Here is a 21316-nt window from a genome sequence, read left to right as displayed (position 1 = left end):
TCGAGAAATACTGCATGATTAGCCATAATGAACAGACAACAAGTAGGAGTGTTCCTGCTATCGACGCTCCTCGTCCTGTCTTCGGGTATCGCGGTCGGGGTCGGTCCCGGCACCGTTGCCGCCCAGGAGTTCGACGAGAGCGACGTCGAGGAGGTAAACGCGAACGCGATCGCCGACACGAACGATCGCATCGAGGAGACGAACGACGGACTCGAGAACGTCGAGGACGTCGAACTCGTCGCCGAGGTCGAGGCCGAAACTGCGGCCGAAGCCGAAGCGGAAGCCCAGCGGTTGCGCGAAGCGGCGACCCGCGTCCACGACACGATGCTCGATCGGGTCGTCGACGAGATCAACGAACAGGCACAGGATCGCGTCGGTCGAGACATCGCCAACCACGTCGACACGGCGGCGGAAGCACGCGAGGAGGCCGATCGGATCGAAGCGGAGTACGGGCACATCAGCGACGGTGCGAAGGAGGCCGCGGACTCGCTTCGGCGCACGGCCGACCGCGTCGAGGCGATCGACGACGACCTGAACGCGGCGGCGAACACCCTCGCGATGCCCGATACCGGCACCGTCGAGGGGACGGTGACCGACGACGACGGGGAACCGATCGAGGGCGTCGAGATCGCCGCTATCGAGTCCACCGGATCGACGACATCCGACGAGGACGGCACCTACGAGATCGAAGTCGGCGAAGGCGACCAGCCGATCCGGTTCTCCACGAGCGGATACGAGACCGTCGAAGAGACCGTCACGGTCGAAGCGAACGGGACCGCCGCACTCGACGTGTCGATGGCCGCGGAGGAAGACGATGCAGGTGGTAACGGCGGCGATGGCGGGGCCGACGGGGACGTTGCCGGCGGTGCGCTCGGATCGACCGTCCTCGACGTCGGCGTCCTCTTCGCCGGCGTCGCGCTCGTCACCGGACTCGCGCTCGCGGTGCTCGGCGTGGCCAAACGGAGTAACGAGGCGTTCGTCGACCTCCTCCGGAAGACGGGTGCGACGATCGGGTTCATGGCGATGGTCGGCGTCGCCATCGGGGCCGCGGGCTACCTGTCGGTCGGCTGGGTCGAGGTCACCTTCGATCAGGCGATCGCCGGACAGCTCGCCCCGCTGATCGGCCTGCTGGTGGTCTTCCTCGTCGCGCCAGTGCTGGCGATCGTCCTCGGGCTGAGCGAAGGGCGTCGGCGGTTCAGTCGGCTACGACTCGCGGGTACGACCGCGAGTTCGCTCATCGGTGGCCTCTTCCTGGTCGTCCTCGCGATGGCCCTGATTAGCTTCTCGTCGGATTCCGAGGTCGCCACCCGGAACGTGATCGCGATCGCCGGTCTCGTCGGTGCCATCAGCGCGATCGGAAGCAGCGTTGCGATGGTGATCACCGGTCGATCGAGTCTCGCTACGTAACGAACCGGCCCGAACTGAAACAGCCGCTCGTCGGATCGTCCCGTGCGAGTGGGCCCGAATCCCATCTTTGTCTCGCGGTCGAAAGACGTCGATAGTGGCGGCGCTGGATCCGAAGCTAGTGGGGTTCCCGATCGATCGACGCTTCCGGGACTGGACAGCGTCTCACTCGGGTGGACGGCACGTTGTTGGGTATAGCAATATATGATTTATCGGGCGGGTGTGCGCCAATGCAGTCGTCGGCTGCACGCGTGAGCGTTCGAGCGAGGAGATCGTTGAACGGGGGATGCGACGATCGTCGCCGGCAGAGACTCGTGAGCGACGATTTCGACGACAAGCGTGGCGATACTGGGCGTCCGACCGAACTCTCAGGTTCGGACAGGCGGATCCGAGTCGCAGTCGGATTCCGGAATCGACGGATTCGTCGACGTTCGAAACCGTCGCTGGACCGCACGAGGACGACGAACCGACGTTTCTGACGGTAGCAGACGACGATAAAGGCGGCGGTGTGGCCCCTTGCAGTCCGTCTGGTACGAACCCGTACCCTGATGCCAGTAGCTCTTGGAAACGCTACTCACTGGGACCACTGCCGCGGGAAACGCGATCGCCCACGCAGTCACATCCCGGCAGTAGCCCGTAGGCGTTCATCAACCGGGCCAACCGATACGCGTCGACGGTCGATACGCGAATCTGTCCCTGGGTTCCGGGCATTCGACGGGGTCGGATGACGCACTGTCGACGGTCACTCGCGGCAGTACTGAGACGAAGCGATTCGCCGGCGATATCTCGATTCGCTTCGGTCCGACCGGCGATCGACAGCGTGCTCGAATCCCGATCGGTGTTGCGATCGACGCAATTGCCCGTCCGACCCTGCTTCGCCCCTGTCTCTACATCCCATACTGTGGGCATACAGGATGCGCATTCACATCCCAATTAGTGTCACTACAAACGATTTGATCCGGGATTATAGTCACATATATCGGCGCAAATTCGACTCATTTTCTGGGATAAACTCACTTAGCCCAGATAGTAGGTAGATTGAAGGTCGTCGCGTTTGATGCGTGTGATATGAGCGATTCGGCGGATACGTCTAGAACTGCTGTCAAAACGTACGTTCCCGCCTACCAGAAAGCGGAGTGGCAATCCCACGCCGACGACCTCGGCATGAGCCAGAGTGAGTTCGTTCGAACGATGGTCCAGGCCGGCCGACGGGGGTTCGAACCCGATCGCGAGCAACCCACTTCTCCGGACGCTGACCCTGGGGGTAACGCCCTCGAAACACGTGTCCTCGAATTACTCTCGGCTGACAGTTATTCCTGGGACGAACTCCTCGAAGCGGTCAGCGACGATATCGAGTCTCGGCTCGACGACACGCTCGAGGATCTCCAGTCCGACAACCGGATTCGATACAGCGGACGCCACGGCGGCTACACGATCGTCGGAGGTGACGATGGCGACTGACGTCGGGGCTCCCGACGAGGTGACGGATCCGATCGCGTACTTTCTCGACGACCAGCGCTATCACGGCAAGAGCGAACGGACGCTCGACGCCTACGAGCGCGTTCTCCGTCGGTTCGAGGGATTCCTGCGGGAACGGTTCGATGGCGTCGAGAGACCGCGTGAGGCCGGTAGACGGGAGTGTATGGCCTGGATACACTCCCTGCGGGGGGCGTTCGAACCGAGCACGATCGCGACGTACGCCTCGTATCTCAACCGGTTCTACGACTACATGACGCGCGTCGGCGTCTTCGACGACAACCCGATGGCGCTCGTCATGGAGGAGATGTCCGAATCGATCGATACGGACCCCACGCGGCGGGATATCTCGGTTCCGGAGATGCGATCGTTCGTCGAGACGATCGCCCACCCGCTCGAGCGAGCCGTCGTCACGACCCTGTTGAAGACGGGAATGCGCGTCGGCGAACTCTGTAACCTCGATCTCCGGGATCTGCACCTCTCCGTGACGGCACTCGACCAGGACTGGTCGCCGCGGGTCGAACTCGAACGCCGATCGTCGTCGCTGTTCGTCTCCGCGGAGCCATCACGGGGAGCCAGTACCAACGGCGAGCAGCGGACGGCGTCGAACAAGCGAAAGCGCGATACGGTCGTTCCCGTCGACGACGAGCTTCGGCGGGCGCTGGTCGAGTGGCTCGCGATTCGACCGGATCCGGTCTCGCCCGCGGACCCGCTCTTTCTCGACACGAGGGACTCGTGGGGCGAGCGCCTGACGCCGGCGGACGTCAGATACGTCGTCAAAAAACACGCTCGCGACCACGGGTGGTACCGGACGGGCGGTGGCACCACCGAGAACGTCACGCCCCACTACTTCCGGCACTTCTTCACCACGCACCTCCGCGATCGAACCGGCGATCGGGGGATCGTCCAGTATCTCCGCGGCGACGTCGCGAGCGACGTGATCGATACGTACACCCACAACTGGGGCGATCGGGTCCGTGAGACGTATCTCGAACACATCTACACGATAACTGGCGAATGAGTGTCCCCTCGCCCGATCGGTTCGAACCGGCGGGATCTCCTCGTCGTCTTGCATCGGAATCGTACGGTACGACCAGTGTTTCTGCCGTTGTGGCCGAGTTCGATGCTATTTCGGCTCTTCTGCTGTACAGCCGGACGACGGAAATCCAACCCGTAAACTGCATGTCGCTATATCGAAGAACGGCGACTGATGTTGGGCAATTTCACAAGATAGAGAGCAAAACGTTGAATACAGCAGTATTCTAATACCGAAAACTAGCTGAAATAATGGTCGATGGAAAGATCACCACTACCAGCCGGTAGTTCAGAGAAGAAAACCCGAAAAACAGCGATTACACAGTAGTGTCGCCACTAACGAAGGGGAATACCCGGAACCGAAAACGTCAGTCGGGGGGATCTAACCCGACGTAATCCTTCGCAATCGTCAGGAACAGATCTGCTGTCACGAGTGGTTCATATCGGAACTCGGACTCAGCCCGTAGCTCCAACTTCACCAGTAGATCGGTGAGTCGCCACACATTGTACATCGTACACGCGTACAGGAAGTTGAAGAACCGGTACTCGTGATCCATCGACGTGGTACGGACACGGAAGCTCTTGATCTGCTTGAATCCGTTCTCAATCCCCCACCGATGCTTGTACTTCCTGATCACCCGCGCCACCATGTGTACCTTCTCCATCTCGGACATCTCACTGACCTCACCAGCACCACCCGGGAGTTCGAGATCAGGGTGATTCGTCTCAAACAACATATACAGCTCCTTGTCTTCCTCACTCCCCGGCAACTCTTGTTCGTCTTCCTCTTCACGAACCTCTTCAATCACGTCACCGAACATCTGCCCAACATCTTCTGTATCCGCATCAGTCGCTTCTGCGAAATCACGGAGTAACTCCTGACGAAGCACATCCTCTCCATCTGACTCCTCATCCGCTTCGTCGCTCTCGTCATCCTCTATTCCATCATTCGTCCGCTCAGCATTCATTGCTGGCACATACACACGCTTCCGTTCAACCTCATCATCGTCATCTTCGTCAGTTGTCTCGTCAGCTGTAAAGTCACCAAGCGTTGTTCCCACGTCAGCGTCATCGGTACTGGCCTCATCACTCTCGATGTGGACGAGCTTCCCTTGGCGGCGAAGACGCGTACACGTCGCCCGCTCACTCGTCCGCATAATGCCCGGATTCAAATACCACACACCGTGATCCTCACAGACCTCTTTCACCGGATCGTGGGCAAACTCTCGATCCATCATCAGCAACTCGACATCTACCATGTCTGTCGCAGTCTCCAAGAGCTGGTCAACGATAGCGACACGTGAGAGCCCGCGATGCACGGGAATCGCATCCAATACGAGTGGAATATCTAATCCGACAATTTGGATGCTCGCCCACTGAAAGTAGAACTCCGCAGACTCGTCTTCATCATCGTTCTTGTACCCGAGCAACCACGTGTTCGTCACGTTCCCGTCCTCGTCAGACTCGATTTTCCGCTTCGTTCGGTACGGGTTCGACTTCGTGATGTCAATGCTCACGAGGACACCGTCAACGAGTTCTGAGTCACGGCGAGCGCGCTCGATCAACTCTCGTGTCGTGTCACGATGCATTTTCCGAGCGGCATCCGGCCCGATTTTCTGTAAGTGGTGGCGATGAGTACTGCCCGTTTGAACGCGGTCACGCGTTGTCTCTGCTGCGAAATTCCACGTACCGTTCTCCGCGTACATCTCCTCACGTGAACCGATGAACGCGTGTGCTTCGAGGAATGCGTTGTCGTGAACCTCTGTGTTCTTGCCACGCGGGAGCTCATAGTTTTCCGTCGCCATCGGCTTGGCTTGCTGCCAGATCTCCCGTGTTTTCGCAATCGTCCGGTCTCGAACTGTTGAATCATCCTGTTCGACACCGTCAGGTGTGTCAACGCTCGGATCAGGGTGGAAGACCTCGTCCGGCGCGGGCACGTCGTGTTCGCGTGCGACATCAACCAGCACCTGCCCGATAGTCCGCACGACCTGTTTGTGTTCGTCTGAGAGACGATCTTCATTCCATACTCGCCAGAGCGTGGTTTTCGATGCGAGCCCATCCTCGAATCCGAGTTCAGCAACCAACTCTGGGTTATCGTCAAGATAGTTGTGAAGGGCAGTCTCGCCGCCCCATCCTTTGACGATACGAAGCAGGTGTGCTTTCAGCAGCGATGCTGGTGGCTGTTTGAAATGCCAGTCAGCCACGTCATACCCGAATTTAGGTGGGGCGAGCTCGACGAAACAGATCGCTTCTTCTACGTCGTTGTGTTCTGGGTGCGCGAACCATTCTTCGATGAATGCGGCGGCATCCCACGCGAGCGGCCATGGGTCTCCGTTGACCGTGTCATGGGCTTCCGAGTATGGCCACTCCCGGTGAGACTCACGCAAGGAGTCAAGGACCGTCTGTTTCGTGTTGGGAGTGGCCGTCATAGACTGGTAGGTGGTTTTACTTCGAATCGAAGTGTAAAGTTCGGGGTGTTGTTTCCGGAAACCTGTCTTATCCTACGCCAAGGGTGGTCAAACGCGATGTGCATACAGGATGATTCGATTTCCGAATAGTTCCAAATCAAATTGTGGTTTGGAGCGAAGCGGGGTTCAGAGTAGAAGAAAGTTTGACTACGGATGCCAACAGGGTATAGCGTGTGAGACATGGCAGACACGCTTAGGGAGTTCTTTGAGCTGCGTGGCGGGATTGGTCTCCTCGTGGTGCTGAAAGGTGAATCCAAGCGGTTCAAACATCTGAACGAGCGATTACAGATTAGTTCGTCAACGTTGTCGAAGCGGATCGGGGAAGCGAAAGATCTCGGGCTGATTACTCCGGAAATCGACGACCGGGAGACATCGGTGAAGAATCAGTACCGGATTACAGAGCGTGGGCAGTATGTCGTAACAAAAATGGAGCGATTGGATATGGTCCACGCGTATCGGACGATGCTTGATATGCAGGCACAAGTTGAGGATGGGAAACAAGAGCTGGTGGAGTGGATTGAGGGTGAGACGACGAAAGAGGAGTTAGCGAGACGCAGTGACAGCGATCCGTACGTTGATCCGTTCGGTGAAGATGTGACGGACTTTTCCGGTGAAGACTCTGATCGAGACTTTGATGATGAGTTCTTCACTAGGGAGTAACTCCCTGAAGTCTTTATTTCGAGCTTTTCTTTCTTGAGACCGTTGATCACTACGACTGCGAATGTATCGGTCAGTCGTTCAGAATGAGTAGATAATACACCAGCATCATCCCAAGGAACGCCCCTCCGAACACTACAAATCCGATGACAGTCCCAAGGTATCCTCCACCAAGGGTAGCACCGACCGCGTTTGCAAGCCATGCTGCGATACCGAGTGTTAATAGTAAGTATGCAAGATTCGATAACCAGTACAAAGATTCTAAGAGATTTTCAATGAGCATTTGCTTTGTAACTGCCATGTATAGGTCCACAACCCGATAAGATATGGTTGTTATGTATTTGACCTGTACTGATCACGTAATCTTCCCAGACACGGTGAAAGCAAAAGCAGTGATCTGCTCACTACACGTGCTTATTGATCGAAGAGTTACTCCCGGAATGGTGGAACGAGATTAAAAGCAGCGGCTGCCACTACAAGCCCAATTGAAACAAAACCGACGCCGAATAGAACTCCTGTCGTAGAGGACGCAAGTATCACTTGGGTGCCTGCACCAATGAGCAGGAGCGCAAATCCGAGAAGGAATACGGTTCCAATTACATCAATAAGTGCGTCCTTGACAGCAGTTTGAACAACGGTATAGAGTTCGTCTTGAGTGAGCCCTGTTATCTCACCGCCATCTGTTTCTCTGTCTGAATCTATCCCCATACTGTTGATTATATTTTACTGGTTCAACATATTAAAGCTCACATTCTGGTCCGACATATGCCTGTTCTGTACTGACCGATCAAGAGAGTAGCCGAACATCATTCGAGTTAAGAACCATTATAGACTAATGAAATAAGCGGTAGCTAGTGAACTCGTCACGGCGATGCTCCGTACTGGTCGTCGACCGACACTGTCGGAAAACTGGACGACGGACGCCCCAACTCTGGCGTTCTTGCTGATCGGGAGCCGGAACCCTACCGACCCACGGCGAGTTCGGTCTCTTCGGGACCGTTCGCCAGCATCGATCGGACGGCCGCGATCGAATCGGAGACTTCGGGGGAACTCTCGAGCAGAACGGTCTCGCTCGGGAACAACTGCTCGCCGAGTACCAGGCCGTGTTCGCGGGCGGTCGATCCGGTCATGGTCAGGTAGACGCCGACGCCGGTGTCGGCGATCGCCGCCTCCTCTTCCTGCCCGTTCGGGGGATATTCGAACGAGACGTTCTCGAGGGACCGGGTGCCGAGGACGGCCTGCACGAGACGTTCGTACCGGGGTTCGATACACAGCGGCCCCTCGTAGGTCTCGAGAAACGCCCGATCGAGCGACCCGGACGCGGGCGCGACCTCGGGTGTCGCGAGCAGCGTGTGGTAGACGGTGTCTCCGAGTCCCGTGACCACGCGGACGTCCGTGTCGGCGGGATTGATCCGCGCGTTGACGTCCGCGATCCGACCGAGCGGCTCCGGACGGAGTTCGACGACCTCTTCGAGGACGAGGTCGGCGCTGTCGAACCCGAGCGCGAACTCGTGAGTCCGGAGCGCTCGAAACGGTTCCTCGCGGCCGACCAGCTGGATTTCGGTACCGTCGGGGACGCCGTCGACGCCGTCGATCGGGATCGTCACGCTGTCGAAGACGATCCGTCGCGGTTTGCCGGCCCGATCGTCGCGCAAGAGCGTGTACTCCGGCGCCGTGGGATCGTCGACGGTGCTGTAGGTGGCGAGACGATGGTAGACGTCCTCGTCGTCGGGACTGATCGTTCCCTTCGTGAGCGCTTTCTCGTGGCGGAGCGTCGAGATGACGTCGTCCGCGAGCTCAGAAACGTCGAGGCGACGCGCGAGCCGATCGAACACCGACTCGAGGGGTCGCCCTTTCCGTGGAATCGCGATCGGAATCGTCTCGCCCATCGGTGCGTTCTCGACAGGCGACGGATAAACGCGTTGCGTTTCGGGACCTCGGCGACCCGTCAGTCCGAGAACATCGATCCGAGCTGATCCCGCCAGTCCTGGATGTTCGTCACGTCCTCGCGGACCGCTTCCAGATCGTCTTCGAGGTCGTCGACGTCTTCTTCCAATTCGTCGACGTCCTCCTCGAGTTCGTCAACGTCGTCGTCGATCGTCTCCACCTCGTCTTCGAGGTCGTCCACGTCGTCGGTCACGTCGTCGAGCTCCGTTTCGACGTCGAGGACGTGGTCTTCGGTGCCGGTGAGACGCTCGTCCATCGCGGAGAGGTCGGACTCGAACGTTTCGAGTTCCTCCTTGAACTCCTCGATCAGTTCCTGCCCGGAGCCGTTCTCGTCGAGGAACGCCTCGAGAGCATCGGTGTAGGCCGCGACCTCTTCGATGCGCGACTGGAGGTGGTCGATCTTCGCGATCTCGGAACCGGACGGTTCGACGTCGAGTGCGTCCCGGAGAACGTCGAGATCCTCCTCGTCGACAGCGTCGTCTTCGAGTTCGCTCGCGAGTCGGGTCGCGATCGAACCCGCCGGTCCCGGCTCCGGTGCCGGTTCGGTATCGAGTTCTGTGCCGGCGGTTTCCGTGGACGACGCGGTGTCGATCGCGGGTGTTTCGGCTGCATCGGGGTCCGTCGCAGGGGCGTCGGTACCGTCGTCGGTCGTGTCGCCTTCGTCGATCGTCGGTTCGTCGGCGTCCGCCGGACCGGCGGATTCCGCGTCGGCCGCATCCGTATCGACGTCTGACGTCTCGTCGGCCGCGTTGACGTCGTCGGCAGCCGCGGCGGCCGATTCGAGGTCGAGGTCGATCTCGGGTTCGTCGTCCGAATCCGGCACGTCGGCGCTCGACTCGTCGTCGGTTCCGAGGTCGATCTCGACGCGATCGTCGTCGGCCCCGGACTCGTCGGCCGACGTCGCGGGGTCGTCCGTCGGTTCCGGAATCTCGTCGTCGTCGAACCCGAGATCGATGTCCGGCGCGTCGTCTTCGTCCGCGTCGTCGTCGATCGGTTCGGGTTCGGGGTCGACGTCGCCGAGGTCGAGGTCGAGTCCGCCCGCCTCGTCTCCGAGCGCGGCACCGTCCGAATCGGTCTCGTCGCCGGCTTCCGGACCGGTCTCGTCGGTGGTTTCCGCGTCGTCCTCGTCGGCCTCGTCCTCGAGACCCGGTACCGAGTCGGATTCGCCCGAGATCATGTCTTTGACGGGCTGGTTGCGGTCCTCGTCGACGATACTGCCGATGACGTCGTCGTCGATCTCGTCGGCGTCCGAACCGCCGTCGTCGTCCGAATTCACCTCGACGATCGTCGGTTCCGTGAGGAACGTCGACGCCTCGCTCTCGTCGTCGATACGGATACCGTAGACCGTCACGAGTTCTTCGTCCGGGTCGACCGTCCCGGTGAACTCGACGTGGTTGTCCTGGAAGGCGGTCCAGTCGTCGCTGTGATAGTCGGGATGGAACCCGACCTTGTCCATCGGGAACGAGTCGGGGATATCCTCGGAGAGTCGAAAGGCGACCTCTTCGTCGTGGTCGGAGTGGATCTCGAACCGGATCGCAGGTACGGGGAACTCGTCCGCCGCGAACGTCTTTCGGACTGTCAACCCATCGCCACTGACCTCGATCACGTCGTCCGTGTCGGCGGTGTTACTCATGACCCCAACGTTACCATACCATTACTATAAATTGTACGGCGCATATCAATTTCAGGACAGTTGAACCGTCGCCGTCCTACAGATCGACGCGATCGCCGATTTCGACCAGTTCGAGCCGTCGTGGATGCGCAAAACTCTTCGCGTGGTGGTGGAGGACCTTGGGATCCGATGTCAGGCCACGCCACATGTCCCAGTGACTTGGCAGGAGTCGATCGAGCTGGAGGTCGGCCGCCGCCTCGACGATCTGGTTCTCGTCGTTGTACCAGCGGGTTCGTTTGGGTTCGCGCGTCTCCTTGTCCGGAATCCGTCCGACGGTACCGAACGCGAGGACGCCGAGGTCGATGTCGTAGGCCTCGCCGATACGTTCGAACTCGTCGGACGGCTTCGTGTCGCCGCCGTGGAAGAACGTTCCCGCATCGTGTTCGAGAACGTAACTGACCGGATGCGTCGCATCCGGATCGTGCGCCTCCTCGACGTGGAGCGTGAATTCGCCGATGTCGACGGTATCGCCTTCCGCTATCTCGGTGAACTGGTCCGCACTGACGTTCCACTCGTCGGTCCACGCTTCCTCTTCGCGCGCGACTGCGAGACTGTCGTCGGGGGCGTAGAACGTCGCCCCGGTGGTCGCGAGAATCGGTGCCTGGCTCGGGCCGTGGACGTGGTCCGTGTGTTCGTGTGTCGCGAGCACGGCGTCGGCCGCGGTGACGTCCGCCGGGTCGAACGGAACGGGGATCATCCGTACCGTGCGCGGCGGATCGCCCAGACCGACGTAGGGGTCGATGAAGAGCGTCGTTCCAGCACTCCCTTTCAGGACGAAGCCGTTACAGCCGAGATACCAGATCGCTACCCCGTCCGGGTCGGCCTCCTCGACGTCGCGAACCAGCCAGTCGCCCCAGTCGCTCCGGATCTGTGTCATACTGGTGCGTGTGCGGACCGACCGGGTAAGTGTTGTCGTCTCCGATCGCGTCGCATCCTGAAGGCGGCGCGTGCCGGTGTCGAGTCCGGCCATACGGACCACTGTCCGTTGGTCCCGGCACAACCGCCGACGGGTCGCGGTCGTGCCGGCACATCGGGACAGCAATCCGTATCAGTCACCGGTCGGTGCGAGCACCGCGAACTCCGTGACGGCGTCGATAGCTTCCTCGTCGGTCGTCTCCGTATCGCGACCGAGATCTATCAACCCGGTCCGGAGCAGGGGGTGACCCTCGTAGCCGACGCGACCCGCCGAGTCGTCGTACGCAACGAGGCCGGCGTCTGCGAGCGTCGGCAGGTGAACGTGGACGAGCGACGCGAGCACGCGATCCACGCGATCGGACGGGACCGATCGCTCGCTCGCTCCGATTTCTCGGGCCGCGACCGAACGCGCGAGCGATCGCGCGGAGAGGGATCCGCGTTCGTTCTCGAGGACCGAAAGGACCGTCCGCCGACGTGCGTCCGCGAGCGCCTCGAACACCGCGTCGCAGTCGGCATCCGAGCGTTCCGCTAACGCGTCGTCGATCCCGTTTTCGTCGACCGCTGGATGGTCGGTCGCGACCACGGCCCCATCCTCGCGCGTCGCGATCAGGCCACCGTCTTGCAGGGCGGGGAGATCGTGGTGGGCGAGTTCGATCTCGGACCGCCGGCGTTCGTCGTCGGTCACTGCGCCGGGGGGTTTATCGTTCGTTACTGCGACGAGTCGGGTCGCAAGGTCGGCTTTCTCGATTCCGTCCGACGAAGGGTCGGGGACGAGACGGAGGATCGCACGGCGACGATCGCTCGCGAGGGACTGACACAGACTGTCCAGCGCCGCGGTCGATCGGTCGAGTGAACTCGTGGTAGTCATCGACTACTGGTCGGCGTGCTACGAGCAAAAGAATCCCTCCAAACTGTGTTGGATACAGCCGACGATTACCCACGAAAGCGTTACATTCACGTAATATTAGGGCTATACGGCCCGGGTGTAGTCACTGATTTCGAAAATCGAGTTACAAATCAACAACGGGTGGTCGGTCTTCGACGGGCCGCGATCGCCCGGGGCGTACGAGCGACTGCGACGAGTCGGGACAGTATATCCGACTGGGGGAGCGAACACCTGTCTCCTCGCGGGGGCCGGGACGGGGGCCTGGTGGCTTACCAGGTCCCGTGGAAGGTGTCGAAGGAGAGTTCGTCGAGCGGCTTGTCGCCGACGGCGATCCGATACTCGCCGGGAGTGAGCATGGGCTTGTGGAACTGCGGCCCGTCGTCGGTCGTGATCCGCGGACAGCCGGTGTTGACGAAGGCGTCCATGTCGAAGTTCCGCAGCCGATCGGGGGTGACCTCGTCCATCGTGATGAGGTAGGCGTCGTCGTTGTCGTCGAGAATATTCTGGGCGGTCTCCCAGCGACCCTGGCCGATCTTGGTACAGAAGATGACGCCCCACTTCTCGGCGTCCATCGCGCGGTGGACGGCACCGTACCGCTGTTTCATGAACTTGTCCGTATCGGCGACGGTGACGACGTTGTTGACTGGATCGGCGATGACGACGTGTTTGTCGGGGTGTTCCATCGCCAGTCCGAGCGGATGGAACTTGCCGCCGCCGACGTAGAGCACCTGGTCCGCGGGGACGTCCGCGCTGGCGTAGTTGCAGCCGAGCACCTGCCCCTCGTGGGTGAGTCGATCGTCACCCCGTCGGCTGTGGACTTCGTAGCCCCGCTCCTCCAGGAACGCCGTCATCTCCTCGTACCGGTTCATGTGCTGGGCCGTGGTGACGAGGCCGACGCCCTCGGTCTCCTCGGGCGGTTCGAGCGTGTCGAGGGCCTCCTCCATGATCGGCGCGACCTCGACGTTCGAGAACAGCGGCACGTAGATCACCTTGTCCGTGTCCTTCATCGGCGAGTGGCCGAAGTGGACGAACACGTCGGTGCGTTTCATCAGGTACGTATCGAGGTCACAGGCACCGTAGCACGGCTGACCCGAGAGCATGAACGTCACGTCGTCGTCGGCGAGTTCCCGGAGGTCGTCAGCGACGGCCGGCCCGCGCCGTTTCAGCCCCTCGGGAAACTGCAACCCGACCTTCGTCGCGTCTCGCTCTTCGATCGCCTCCACGATCGTCTCGAGTTCGTAGTCCCACTCGCGATCGTGCTTGAGACGCATCCCGGTCTTCCTGAGGTCTCCCTCGCTGTACTCCGACTCCTGGCTCATTGGCCGGTATTACAGCCACGGACGTAAAACGGCGACGCTTCCGAAATCGACTGTGCGAGGAGCGGGACAGGCAGGCACGCTGGGTTCTCAGGAGGGCCAGCCGACCGTCCGGACGCGTGGCCGGCCGGTGAAGTCGGGCGTCTCGAAGGCGGCCTGGAAGTCCTCGGCGTCGAACTCGGCCGTCATGTCGTCCAGTTCCCCGAGCAGGTCGGTGATCCGACGACGGAGTTCGAGGAACTCCTCGTCGTCTTCGAGTTCCGATCGGGAGTGAGTCGCCTCGAGCGCGCCGCGTCTGGCCGCGAGGTTCGCACACTCGGCCAGCCGCTCGTCGTATCGGGCGCGATGGCGGAGCCGTTCGACGGTTTCGAGGAGTTCCTCCTTCTCGACGGGCGTGACGAGGCACTCGCCACAGGAGACGTACAGGACGTCCGCGCCGGGTTCGATGCCGCTGACGATGGCGGTCAGGCAGTCGGCCGCCCGCCGATCGATCTCCAGGGCGAGGGGAGTGCCGGATACGGTCGGCAGGTCGCGGTCGAGCAGTGCGACGTCGACGTCGTCGAGTTCCTCGAGGGAATCGTCACCCCCCGTCGCCCTCCCGACCCGGTACTCGTCCGAGAGCCACCTCTCGAATAGCTCGACGTTACCCGGTCCGTCGTCGACGACGAGAACCGTGTACCTGTCGTCCGGCATATTTTGGTATGGCCACACGTAACAATCGCCTCCGTATCAAGGTATCCCATATCTTACGACAGTTTATAATAATTATGAAACCTCGATGGAGTGTCGTCGAACGAGACCAGTCACTCGACCCAACAGTCATAGTACTGGAGTGTAAACCGGGTGCCTATGGCAGCGGAATCGCCCTCGGAGGGCTATCTCTTCGACCTCTATCGCCGATACATCGGCGAACCGGAGGACCGGACCGACGTGTACCTCGGGTTCGGACTGTTCCTCGGTGGCATCGGATTCGCGATCGTCGCACTGCTGCTCTACCTGTGGAGTAGCACGTTCGAGGCCCGTACTGCATCTCACCTGGCGTGGGCAGAACCCGCGTACGCGCTCGCGATGATGGCCTTGCCGGTCCTGATGCTCGGGATCGTGGTGTTGCTCCCGTCCGAACGGCGGGTCCTGTACACGTCGATCGCCGGCGTCGTGATCGCGATCGTGGCGATCGGCGGGTTCGTGTACGCGTATCCCGACGACTGGAACGGGTACGGTGCCGACTACACTGCCGTAGTCGTCGCCGTGTACGCCGTGGGCCTGGCCGGGATCACCGCCTCGACCGGCGCGGCGCTGATCGCCCACTATCTCGACATGGCCCGCACCGCGAAACAGGTCGAGACGGTCGACGAGGAAGACGACGACCCGGAACTCACCGACGCCGAGGTACGGGAGGACATCGACGACGCGATGGAGGGGGTCGAACTCTCCTGGGGCGGCGTCGAGAAGACGGAACACAAGCGACTCTCCTTCTCCGAGGACGAGTTCGACGAGGTCAACGTCGACACTGCCGCGGGAACGAAGACGACTCGATCGACGGGGGTCGACCAGCAGGTCGCGGGACTGAAGGGACTGAAGGGCGGGGAGACCACGACGACGACCTCGAGTTCGACGGTCGACGACCAGACCCAGAAGCTGAAAGAACTCCGCGAACAGAAACGTCAGGAGGAGTCGTCTGCGGACGCCGATACCAAGTCGGTCGCGTTCCTCGCGTCGGTCCGAACCCGATTACGTGAACTGGTTAGCCGGGATTAACCGGCCGCGGCGCGTATTCTACTCCTTTCGCGATAAATATCAGAAAGTGAAATTAAGGCACATAGATTTATAATCCGTCAGTGGCCTTGCCCAATCATGGCCAAAGGCCTAGACGTTGGAACGATGAACATCCTGTCGGCACAGCAGGATGGGAACGACACGGTGTTCGTGCAGCAGCGTAACTCCTTCGTAGAGATCGAGTACTCGGACATGGCCGAGCAGATGCTCTCGCGAAGCGAAGTCCTCCACATCCGGAAGGACGACAAGGTGTACGTCGTCGGTGACGACGCCCTGAACTTCGCGAACATCTTCAACAAGGAGACCCGTCGGCCGATGAAGCACGGGATCCTCTCAAACGACGAGAAGAGCGCGATCCCGATGATGAAACTCATCATCGAACAGGTCGTCGGTGAACCCGCCTATCCGGACGAGAAACTGTACTTTTCGTCCCCGGCGGATCCGATCGACTCGGATCTCTCGACGCTGTACCACCAGAAGACGATCGAGTCGTTCCTCGACGACATGGGGTACGATTCCGAACCGATCAACGAAGGGATGTCCGTCATCTACAGCGAACTCGCGGACAACAACTTCACCGGCCTCGGCATCTCGTTCGGTGCCGGGATGACGAACGTCTGTCTGGCGTACTACGCGGTGCCCGTCATGAAGTTCTCCGTCGCCCGCGGTGGCGACTGGGTCGACGAACAGGCCGCCCGTGCGACCGGGACGCCGGTCGACAAGGTTACCTCGATCAAGGAGGACGACTTCGAACTCGACTTCACGACGGACGTCGGCGGCGTCGAGGGTGCCCTCTCGATCTACTACGAGAACCTGCTCGACTACGTCATCGAGAACATCGTCAAGGAAGTCGACGAGGAAGACGTCGAGGAAGGTCTCGACGTTCCCGTCGTCGTCACCGGCGGGACCTCCAGCCCGGACGGCTTCGAGGCACTGTTCCGTGACCACTTAGAGGACGCGAACATTCCGTTCTCGATCAGCGGTGTCACGCACGCGGACGAACCGCTCTACAGCGTGGCTCGCGGTGGCCTCGTCGCCGCCCGCTCCGACGAGGACGTCGACCACCAGGAAGAAGCCGAACCGGCAGCGGCGAACGAATAATCCCCCTCGCATCCCCTTTTCGCGACGACGTCTAGCGACTGCTGACCCCCTCGGCACCCGATCGGTGGGTCGTCCGGCGATCGGACAACCCGTCGAATCGGGTCACTCGTTGCGGATCACGTCTCGCCGTCGGTGACCGCTCGGAGAATCGGGTCACGCCCCGTCACTCCTCGTAGAACCGGTTGAACGCGTCTCGCCAGGACTCCCGCTCCTCCGGTGGCCGCTCGTGTTCGACCGGGATGTCCGCGTAGCTACAGTGTGGACACGTCACGGTCGAGACGTCTCCCAGCGAGAGTTCCTCGAGGGACCCCTGACACCGTGGACACTGCTCCATAGGTGTATCTGACACGGTACGGTCTTAACTCTAGTCGATATCATATCGAAACTGTCACGAACTGCGGCGTCAGACGGCGGCCAGTGCTGGATTCTCCTGGGTCAGCTGATCGGGACCGACGAGACGCCGCGACCTGGTATTACTATCGTGTATTCAACAACCTTTTTGTATGCGGCTCATGTATGCAGTGGCAATGAGTACGACTTCCACGCCCGACGGCGAACCGGCGATCGATGGCTGTCGACCAGCAGACGTCACCCCCGTCACGCTCGAGGCCGCGGCCCTCGAGTCGACGGCTCCCGCGTACCTCCGCGAGTTCAAGCGCGACCTGATCGACGACGGGTTGACGCCCGCCGGCCTGACCGTCGAGGCCCGATTCGACGAGGACTGCTCGCTCGCGGCCCAGGAGGAGATCGATCGGCTCCGCCGCTACGTGCGCGCCGGGGCGTTCCTCGGCGTCGGGACCGTCACCGTCGTGATCGACGACGTCGCGAATCCGGAAAAGGTCCGCCCGGCGCTGTCCGCGACCGCCGAGCGCGCCGAACGCGACGGACTCACGCTCGACGTTGCAGACGACTCGGTGCTCGAGTTCTGACGCGGTCATGTCGGGCCCCTCCCGGCGGACGCTCGCCCGACGGCTCGAGGCCGTCGCGGACTTCTCCGAGCCGTCCGCGTCACTCGAGCAGTATCTGACGCCCGCCGATCTCGCCGCCCACGTCTGTCATCTCGCCGGACTCCACGACGACCTCGATCGGCCCGTCCTCGATCTCGGTACCGGAACGGGGATGCTGGCGATCGGCGCGTCGCTCGCGGGCGCAGAGCGCGTCGTCGGCGTCGACGTTGATCCGGACGCGCTCGCACTCGCCGGGCGGAACGCGGCCGCCGTCGGCACCGGCCCGATCGAGTGGGTTCGCGGCGACGCGATTCGCCACCCCTTCGCCCTCACCGACGGCACTGTGATTTCGAACCCGCCGTTCGGTGCCCAGCACGGGAACCGGCACGCGGACCGGGCCTTTCTCGAGGCGACGGCCGAGATCGCCGCCGTCTCCTACACGATCCACAACGAGGACAGTCAGTCGTTCGTCGAGTCGTTCGCCGCGGACCACAGCGCGACCGTGACCCACGCCTTCCGGGCCCCGCTCCCGATCGGGAACCGGTTCGACTTTCACACGCGATCCGAGCAGACCCTCGACGCGGAGGTCTTCCGGATCGAGTGGCGCTAATTGTAGCGCTCTTCGCGGGCGATCGCGACCTCCGTCCCGTCCGCGCTCGCGTAGATCGTCTTGCCGTCGCGTTCGAACGTGAGCCCACCAGCAGTGGTCGTCTCGTTGTCGGCAGGTACCTGTGCCGTGCTGGTGGTGCCGTTCGAGTCGACGTCGAGCCGGAACTCCCCGTCCTCGGAGGCGATCGTCACGTTTCGATCGGCGATCCGGACGTCGGCGCGTGACGCGTTCGATTCGTAGGCGAGACGGTGGTCGCCGCCGTCTTCCCAGAGCCAGACCTGGTAGACGGTGTCGTTCCCGATCGTCTCCCACCCCGTTCGGTCGACGTGGACGGTCTCGCGCCAGCCCGGGCCGCCGACGTGGATCGTCTCCTCGCCGGTGAACGCGAGTCGCTGGGCGGAGACCGCCTCCAGCCAGAGCTGGCGCTCCTCGCTCACGACGATCACGCCGCTCGAGTCCAGCTGGACGTCGTCCTGGAACGGTCCGATTTCGATCGCGGTGACGAGTTCGTTCTCGACGCCCTCCGCGTATGTGACGGTGTAGTCTTCGATCTCGACCCCCGGGTTCGACGCGGCGCTCGTCTCTTCGAGCACGAGGAGGTTGGCCGGGACCGCGATCCCTGCGAGGACGGCGAAGACGACGAGCACGGCCATGAACGCGGTGTCCCGACTCGTCACGTCCGCCAGTCGTGATTCGTCGGTCCCGTGCCCGCCAGCGCTGGCCAACGTCCGAATCCGATCGGGCCTGTCGACGATCCCCCTGGTCCCGTCGGTGGCCCGGCAGCCGAGTTCGAGGGCTCGATCGGCGGGTGCCCGTCCCGTCGATCCCCGCACGCGAGCGACGACCCGATCGAGCAGTCGCGGGACGAGCGACGTCTCGGGACCGGCGACCGCGAGCGTGACGACCAGCGTGAGGATCGTGACCACGACGACGCCGGGGCCACGGAGGAGGATGTAGGTGTTCTCACCGCCGAACCAGTAGATCGCCCACAGGGAACTCGAGAAGCCGTACAGCAGGACGGCCAGCCAGATCCGTGCCACGTCGGGACGGCGGTCGCGTCGCCTGAGCACGAGCACCCCGAGCACGAGTCCGACGAAAAAGCCGAGCGCGTGGCCCTGGATGGCGATCGTGGCCCACGACGGGGGCGACGGCGGCCTGGGTTCGGCGACGTAGACGGCGATCGGCGATTGCAACGCACGATAGATCGTCACGAGGACACCCTGGACGCCCAGGGTGGCGACGATCGTCACGATCGGGTAGTGGACGATGGCGAAGCCGGCGAACGCGAAGACGACGCCGGAGAAGCCGATCACCGGCCCGAGCGCGAAGACGCTCGTCAGGAGGGCAACGGCGACGACGATCGCGGGAAAGATCACGAGTGCCCGCAGCCACGGGTTCGTTCGCCACGACGCGAACGTCTGAGAGCCGCGCTCGTCGGGGTAGTGGCCCCACGCGTACTCCGCGATCGGCGCGACGACGACCGTTCCGAACAGGTTCCCGAGCAGGTGGCCCGGTCCGGCGTGGGACAGCGCGGCCGTCACCATGCCGAGCGGATAGAAGTACGACCACGACCGGAACGGGATCGTCACGGGGTCCTGGAAGTCGGTGGTCCCGTCCTGGACGAACAGGTACACCGAGAAGACGACCGCGATGGCGACGAACGTGCCCCACGGAACGCCCATCACCAGGCGTTCCCGGACGACGTCGCCCCAGCGTGGGCCCGCCCGGTGGATCCGCCTGACGATCGCGATCGAGACCAGCAGGCTCACCACGACGACGACCGCGATGGCGGTCGCGATCGAGAGCATGTCCTGTGGTTCGACCCGATCCGTATAGTGGTTTACATTCCGGACCCGGCGTCGCGAACGGATGTCGATCGCGGGATCGGACCAGCGCTCCCCGACGAGTCAGCGACGGCTTCGAAAGGTACAAGCGGCCGTCGCACGGAGTATCGGCCATGGAACTGCGGGTCACCGAGAGCAGCGAGGACGAACTCTCGATCGAAATCGCGGGCGAGGATCACACGTTCATGAACGTCCTCAAGGGCGCACTGCTCGAACACGAGCAGGTGAGTGCGGCGACCTACGACGTCAACCCCGAACAGTCGGGTGGACAGACCGAGCCAATTCTCACGATCAAGACCGACGGCACGATCGAACCGCTCGAGGCCCTCGAAGAGGCCGCCGTCGACGTCCGCGAGAAGGCGTCGTCGTTCCGCGACGCGTTCGAGGCCGCCGCGTAGATCGACCACTCAAGACGATCGACGCCCGTTTTCGACGCGATCGATCGCCACCACTCCCGGAGAGTTACGTCTCGACCGTGACGAGTCCTTCCGTCGAGTTGACGTGGACCCGCCGGTCCTCGCTCACCGTCAGACTCGCGCGAGCGAGGGCTATCGGGTCGGTCTCGTCGGGTCGATCGGCCACAAGTACGGAGTGATACGACGCGATGTCGTCGGTCTGCTCGTACGGCTGCGTGTAGTAGCCGTGCAGGTGAAGCCCGTCGTCGACGGCCTCGATCCGGGCCCAGCGCTGGTCGACCGATCCGGAACCGAAACCGGACTCGACGACGATCACGACCCGGTCGTCGAAATCGACTCCGTCGAGGGTCGTCCGCGAGTCGTCGTCCGATGCCTCGAGATCGATCGTCTCCCCCAGTTCGTCCTCGGTGTCGACGAGACGGACCGCGTAAGCGCTCTCGCCGTGCTCGATCTCCCCGTAGCGGAGTGCGGGGGCGGCGAGACGGACTCCCGAGAGGGTGTCGAATTCGACGGTTGGCTCGGTCGCCATCTCCGCACCGAGGTAGTGGTCGTCCCACGCCTCCCACGGGTCGTCCTCGTCGTCGACGTCCGGCCGCTCGATCGCGTGCGGTGGCTCGTCGACGCGTGGCTCTTCGTCGATCGCTTCGCCGTCTTCGTCGTCACCGCCCGCGCCGTCGTCGTCCGCACCGTCGTCCGTTCCGTCGCCGTCGGACGGTTCGTCGTCCGATCCCGAACCCGGGTCACTGGTCTCGTCGAGACAACCGGCACCGACCGTCGCGATAGTCAGGCCAGCACCCGCGAGGAGCGTGCGTCGCGTTCGTCCGGTCATACGTCTCGTAACCGTTC

Annotated in this window: 21 protein-coding genes; 9 read left to right on the top strand and 12 right to left on the bottom strand. The window is 62.0% G+C overall.

What is annotated here, in order from left to right:
* Nucleotides 1-27 precede the first annotated feature (27 nt).
* The 3 genes from MUN73_RS20090 (at nucleotide 28) to MUN73_RS20080 (ending at nucleotide 3901) form a co-directional block, all read left to right on the top strand.
* On the top strand, nucleotides 28-1407 hold the full coding sequence (locus MUN73_RS20090) for a carboxypeptidase regulatory-like domain-containing protein (RefSeq protein WP_250142300.1): 1380 nt from the start codon (nucleotides 28-30) through the stop codon (nucleotides 1405-1407).
* A gap of 1065 nt (nucleotides 1408-2472) precedes the next feature.
* Complete coding sequence (locus tag MUN73_RS20085) at nucleotides 2473-2865, top strand: DUF5805 domain-containing protein (RefSeq protein ID WP_250142299.1); 393 nt, start codon at nucleotides 2473-2475, stop codon at nucleotides 2863-2865.
* Nucleotides 2855-3901, top strand: coding sequence for a tyrosine-type recombinase/integrase (locus MUN73_RS20080; protein ID WP_250142298.1), 1047 nt, complete (start codon nucleotides 2855-2857; stop codon nucleotides 3899-3901). Before MUN73_RS20085 ends, MUN73_RS20080 begins: the two co-directional genes overlap by 11 nt.
* Before the next feature lie 382 nt (nucleotides 3902-4283).
* Here the strand turns inward: MUN73_RS20080 and MUN73_RS20075 are convergent, their stop codons facing one another.
* Nucleotides 4284-6344 (bottom strand): transposase, encoded by a 2061-nt coding sequence (locus tag MUN73_RS20075; RefSeq protein ID WP_250142297.1) that lies wholly within the window; start codon nucleotides 6342-6344, stop codon nucleotides 4284-4286.
* A 219-nt stretch (nucleotides 6345-6563) separates the two neighbouring features.
* Between MUN73_RS20075 and MUN73_RS20070 the strand changes: the two genes are divergently transcribed.
* A complete protein-coding gene (locus MUN73_RS20070) occupies nucleotides 6564-7043 on the top strand; it encodes a winged helix-turn-helix transcriptional regulator (protein WP_250142296.1) in 480 nt (159 codons plus the stop codon).
* A 70-nt stretch (nucleotides 7044-7113) separates the two neighbouring features.
* Here the strand turns inward: MUN73_RS20070 and MUN73_RS20065 are convergent, their stop codons facing one another.
* The 8 genes from MUN73_RS20065 to MUN73_RS20030 all read right to left on the bottom strand — a co-directional run bounded on the left by MUN73_RS20065 (nucleotide 7114) and on the right by MUN73_RS20030 (nucleotide 14469).
* Entirely contained in the window at nucleotides 7114-7341 is a 228-nt protein-coding gene (locus tag MUN73_RS20065; protein WP_250142295.1) for a hypothetical protein, read from the bottom strand.
* A gap of 128 nt (nucleotides 7342-7469) precedes the next feature.
* Nucleotides 7470-7748, bottom strand: a complete 279-nt coding sequence (locus MUN73_RS20060) for a hypothetical protein (RefSeq protein WP_250142294.1) — start codon at nucleotides 7746-7748, stop codon at nucleotides 7470-7472.
* 254 nt (nucleotides 7749-8002) lie between these two features.
* Nucleotides 8003-8929, bottom strand: coding sequence for a phosphoribosyltransferase HisG-related protein (locus tag MUN73_RS20055; protein ID WP_250142293.1), 927 nt, complete (start codon nucleotides 8927-8929; stop codon nucleotides 8003-8005).
* A gap of 59 nt (nucleotides 8930-8988) precedes the next feature.
* Complete coding sequence (locus tag MUN73_RS20050) at nucleotides 8989-10620, bottom strand: MSCRAMM family adhesin SdrC (RefSeq protein ID WP_250142292.1); 1632 nt, start codon at nucleotides 10618-10620, stop codon at nucleotides 8989-8991.
* A 76-nt stretch (nucleotides 10621-10696) separates the two neighbouring features.
* A complete protein-coding gene (locus MUN73_RS20045; RefSeq protein ID WP_250142291.1) occupies nucleotides 10697-11536 on the bottom strand; it encodes an MBL fold metallo-hydrolase in 840 nt (279 codons plus the stop codon).
* A gap of 171 nt (nucleotides 11537-11707) precedes the next feature.
* Nucleotides 11708-12442: a DUF7344 domain-containing protein gene (locus tag MUN73_RS20040; protein WP_250142290.1), complete on the bottom strand. Its 735-nt coding sequence runs from the start codon at nucleotides 12440-12442 to the stop codon at nucleotides 11708-11710.
* A 287-nt stretch (nucleotides 12443-12729) separates the two neighbouring features.
* Entirely contained in the window at nucleotides 12730-13779 is a 1050-nt protein-coding gene (gene dph2, locus MUN73_RS20035) for a diphthamide biosynthesis enzyme Dph2 (protein ID WP_250142289.1), read from the bottom strand.
* 87 nt (nucleotides 13780-13866) lie between these two features.
* Nucleotides 13867-14469, bottom strand: coding sequence for a HalX domain-containing protein (locus MUN73_RS20030; RefSeq protein WP_250142288.1), 603 nt, complete (start codon nucleotides 14467-14469; stop codon nucleotides 13867-13869).
* Between the two features lie 156 nt (nucleotides 14470-14625).
* On the opposite strand from MUN73_RS20030, the gene MUN73_RS20025 reads away from it, so the two are divergent.
* Nucleotides 14626-15534: a cell division protein CdpA domain-containing protein gene (locus tag MUN73_RS20025; RefSeq protein WP_250142287.1), complete on the top strand. Its 909-nt coding sequence runs from the start codon at nucleotides 14626-14628 to the stop codon at nucleotides 15532-15534.
* Nucleotides 15535-15630: 96 nt separating this feature from the next.
* Nucleotides 15631-16653: a disk-shape morphogenesis protein volactin gene (locus MUN73_RS20020; protein ID WP_250142286.1), complete on the top strand. Its 1023-nt coding sequence runs from the start codon at nucleotides 15631-15633 to the stop codon at nucleotides 16651-16653.
* Between the two features lie 163 nt (nucleotides 16654-16816).
* Here the strand turns inward: MUN73_RS20020 and MUN73_RS20015 are convergent, their stop codons facing one another.
* Nucleotides 16817-16987, bottom strand: a complete 171-nt coding sequence (locus tag MUN73_RS20015) for a zf-TFIIB domain-containing protein (RefSeq protein WP_250142285.1) — start codon at nucleotides 16985-16987, stop codon at nucleotides 16817-16819.
* Between the two features lie 193 nt (nucleotides 16988-17180).
* Here MUN73_RS20015 and MUN73_RS20010 point away from each other — a divergent pair, with 193 nt between their 5' ends.
* Both MUN73_RS20010 and MUN73_RS20005 read left to right on the top strand, forming a co-directional pair.
* The gene (locus tag MUN73_RS20010; protein ID WP_250142284.1) at nucleotides 17181-17582 is read left to right on the top strand and encodes a DUF7961 family protein; all 402 of its coding nucleotides are present in this window, start codon (nucleotides 17181-17183) and stop codon (nucleotides 17580-17582) included.
* A 7-nt stretch (nucleotides 17583-17589) separates the two neighbouring features.
* Nucleotides 17590-18210, top strand: a complete 621-nt coding sequence (locus tag MUN73_RS20005; protein WP_250142283.1) for an METTL5 family protein — start codon at nucleotides 17590-17592, stop codon at nucleotides 18208-18210.
* Here MUN73_RS20005 and MUN73_RS20000 read toward each other — a convergent pair.
* Nucleotides 18207-20018, bottom strand: a complete 1812-nt coding sequence (locus tag MUN73_RS20000; protein WP_250142282.1) for a rhomboid family intramembrane serine protease — start codon at nucleotides 20016-20018, stop codon at nucleotides 18207-18209. The two genes, MUN73_RS20005 and MUN73_RS20000, sit on opposite strands and share 4 nt — an antisense overlap.
* Before the next feature lie 149 nt (nucleotides 20019-20167).
* On the opposite strand from MUN73_RS20000, the gene MUN73_RS19995 reads away from it, so the two are divergent.
* Complete coding sequence (locus tag MUN73_RS19995; protein WP_250142281.1) at nucleotides 20168-20452, top strand: DNA-directed RNA polymerase subunit L; 285 nt, start codon at nucleotides 20168-20170, stop codon at nucleotides 20450-20452.
* A 64-nt stretch (nucleotides 20453-20516) separates the two neighbouring features.
* On the opposite strand, the gene MUN73_RS19990 is transcribed toward MUN73_RS19995, so the two are convergent.
* Entirely contained in the window at nucleotides 20517-21299 is a 783-nt protein-coding gene (locus tag MUN73_RS19990; protein ID WP_250142280.1) for a hypothetical protein, read from the bottom strand.
* Between the last annotated feature and the right edge of the window lie 17 nt (nucleotides 21300-21316).

The sequence above is a fragment of the Halosolutus amylolyticus genome (assembly GCF_023566055.1).
Classification (GTDB): Archaea; Halobacteriota; Halobacteria; order Halobacteriales; family Natrialbaceae; genus Halosolutus; species Halosolutus amylolyticus.
The sequence above is the reverse complement of the archived record's forward strand: the minus strand, read 5'-3'. Positions and strand labels throughout refer to the sequence as shown.

Excerpts from the sequence above, each read along its gene's own strand:
- MUN73_RS20090 (WP_250142300.1), top strand. The coding sequence starts at position 28 with ATGAACAGACAACAAGTAGGAGTGTTCCTGCTATCGACGCTCCTCGTC.
- MUN73_RS20085 (WP_250142299.1), top strand. The coding sequence starts at position 2,473 with ATGAGCGATTCGGCGGATACGTCTAGAACTGCTGTCAAAACGTACGTT.
- MUN73_RS20080 (WP_250142298.1), top strand. The coding sequence starts at position 2,855 with ATGGCGACTGACGTCGGGGCTCCCGACGAGGTGACGGATCCGATCGCG.
- MUN73_RS20075 (WP_250142297.1), bottom strand. The coding sequence starts at position 6,344 with ATGACGGCCACTCCCAACACGAAACAGACGGTCCTTGACTCCTTGCGT.
- MUN73_RS20070 (WP_250142296.1), top strand. The coding sequence starts at position 6,564 with ATGGCAGACACGCTTAGGGAGTTCTTTGAGCTGCGTGGCGGGATTGGT.
- MUN73_RS20065 (WP_250142295.1), bottom strand. The coding sequence starts at position 7,341 with ATGGCAGTTACAAAGCAAATGCTCATTGAAAATCTCTTAGAATCTTTG.
- MUN73_RS20060 (WP_250142294.1), bottom strand. The coding sequence starts at position 7,748 with ATGGGGATAGATTCAGACAGAGAAACAGATGGCGGTGAGATAACAGGG.
- MUN73_RS20055 (WP_250142293.1), bottom strand. The coding sequence starts at position 8,929 with ATGGGCGAGACGATTCCGATCGCGATTCCACGGAAAGGGCGACCCCTC.
- MUN73_RS20050 (WP_250142292.1), bottom strand. The coding sequence starts at position 10,620 with ATGAGTAACACCGCCGACACGGACGACGTGATCGAGGTCAGTGGCGAT.
- MUN73_RS20045 (WP_250142291.1), bottom strand. The coding sequence starts at position 11,536 with ATGACACAGATCCGGAGCGACTGGGGCGACTGGCTGGTTCGCGACGTC.
- MUN73_RS20040 (WP_250142290.1), bottom strand. The coding sequence starts at position 12,442 with ATGACTACCACGAGTTCACTCGACCGATCGACCGCGGCGCTGGACAGT.
- dph2 (WP_250142289.1), bottom strand. The coding sequence starts at position 13,779 with ATGAGCCAGGAGTCGGAGTACAGCGAGGGAGACCTCAGGAAGACCGGG.
- MUN73_RS20030 (WP_250142288.1), bottom strand. The coding sequence starts at position 14,469 with ATGCCGGACGACAGGTACACGGTTCTCGTCGTCGACGACGGACCGGGT.
- MUN73_RS20025 (WP_250142287.1), top strand. The coding sequence starts at position 14,626 with ATGGCAGCGGAATCGCCCTCGGAGGGCTATCTCTTCGACCTCTATCGC.
- MUN73_RS20020 (WP_250142286.1), top strand. The coding sequence starts at position 15,631 with ATGGCCAAAGGCCTAGACGTTGGAACGATGAACATCCTGTCGGCACAG.
- MUN73_RS20015 (WP_250142285.1), bottom strand. The coding sequence starts at position 16,987 with ATGGAGCAGTGTCCACGGTGTCAGGGGTCCCTCGAGGAACTCTCGCTG.
- MUN73_RS20010 (WP_250142284.1), top strand. The coding sequence starts at position 17,181 with ATGAGTACGACTTCCACGCCCGACGGCGAACCGGCGATCGATGGCTGT.
- MUN73_RS20005 (WP_250142283.1), top strand. The coding sequence starts at position 17,590 with ATGTCGGGCCCCTCCCGGCGGACGCTCGCCCGACGGCTCGAGGCCGTC.
- MUN73_RS20000 (WP_250142282.1), bottom strand. The coding sequence starts at position 20,018 with ATGCTCTCGATCGCGACCGCCATCGCGGTCGTCGTCGTGGTGAGCCTG.
- MUN73_RS19995 (WP_250142281.1), top strand. The coding sequence starts at position 20,168 with ATGGAACTGCGGGTCACCGAGAGCAGCGAGGACGAACTCTCGATCGAA.
- MUN73_RS19990 (WP_250142280.1), bottom strand. The coding sequence starts at position 21,299 with ATGACCGGACGAACGCGACGCACGCTCCTCGCGGGTGCTGGCCTGACT.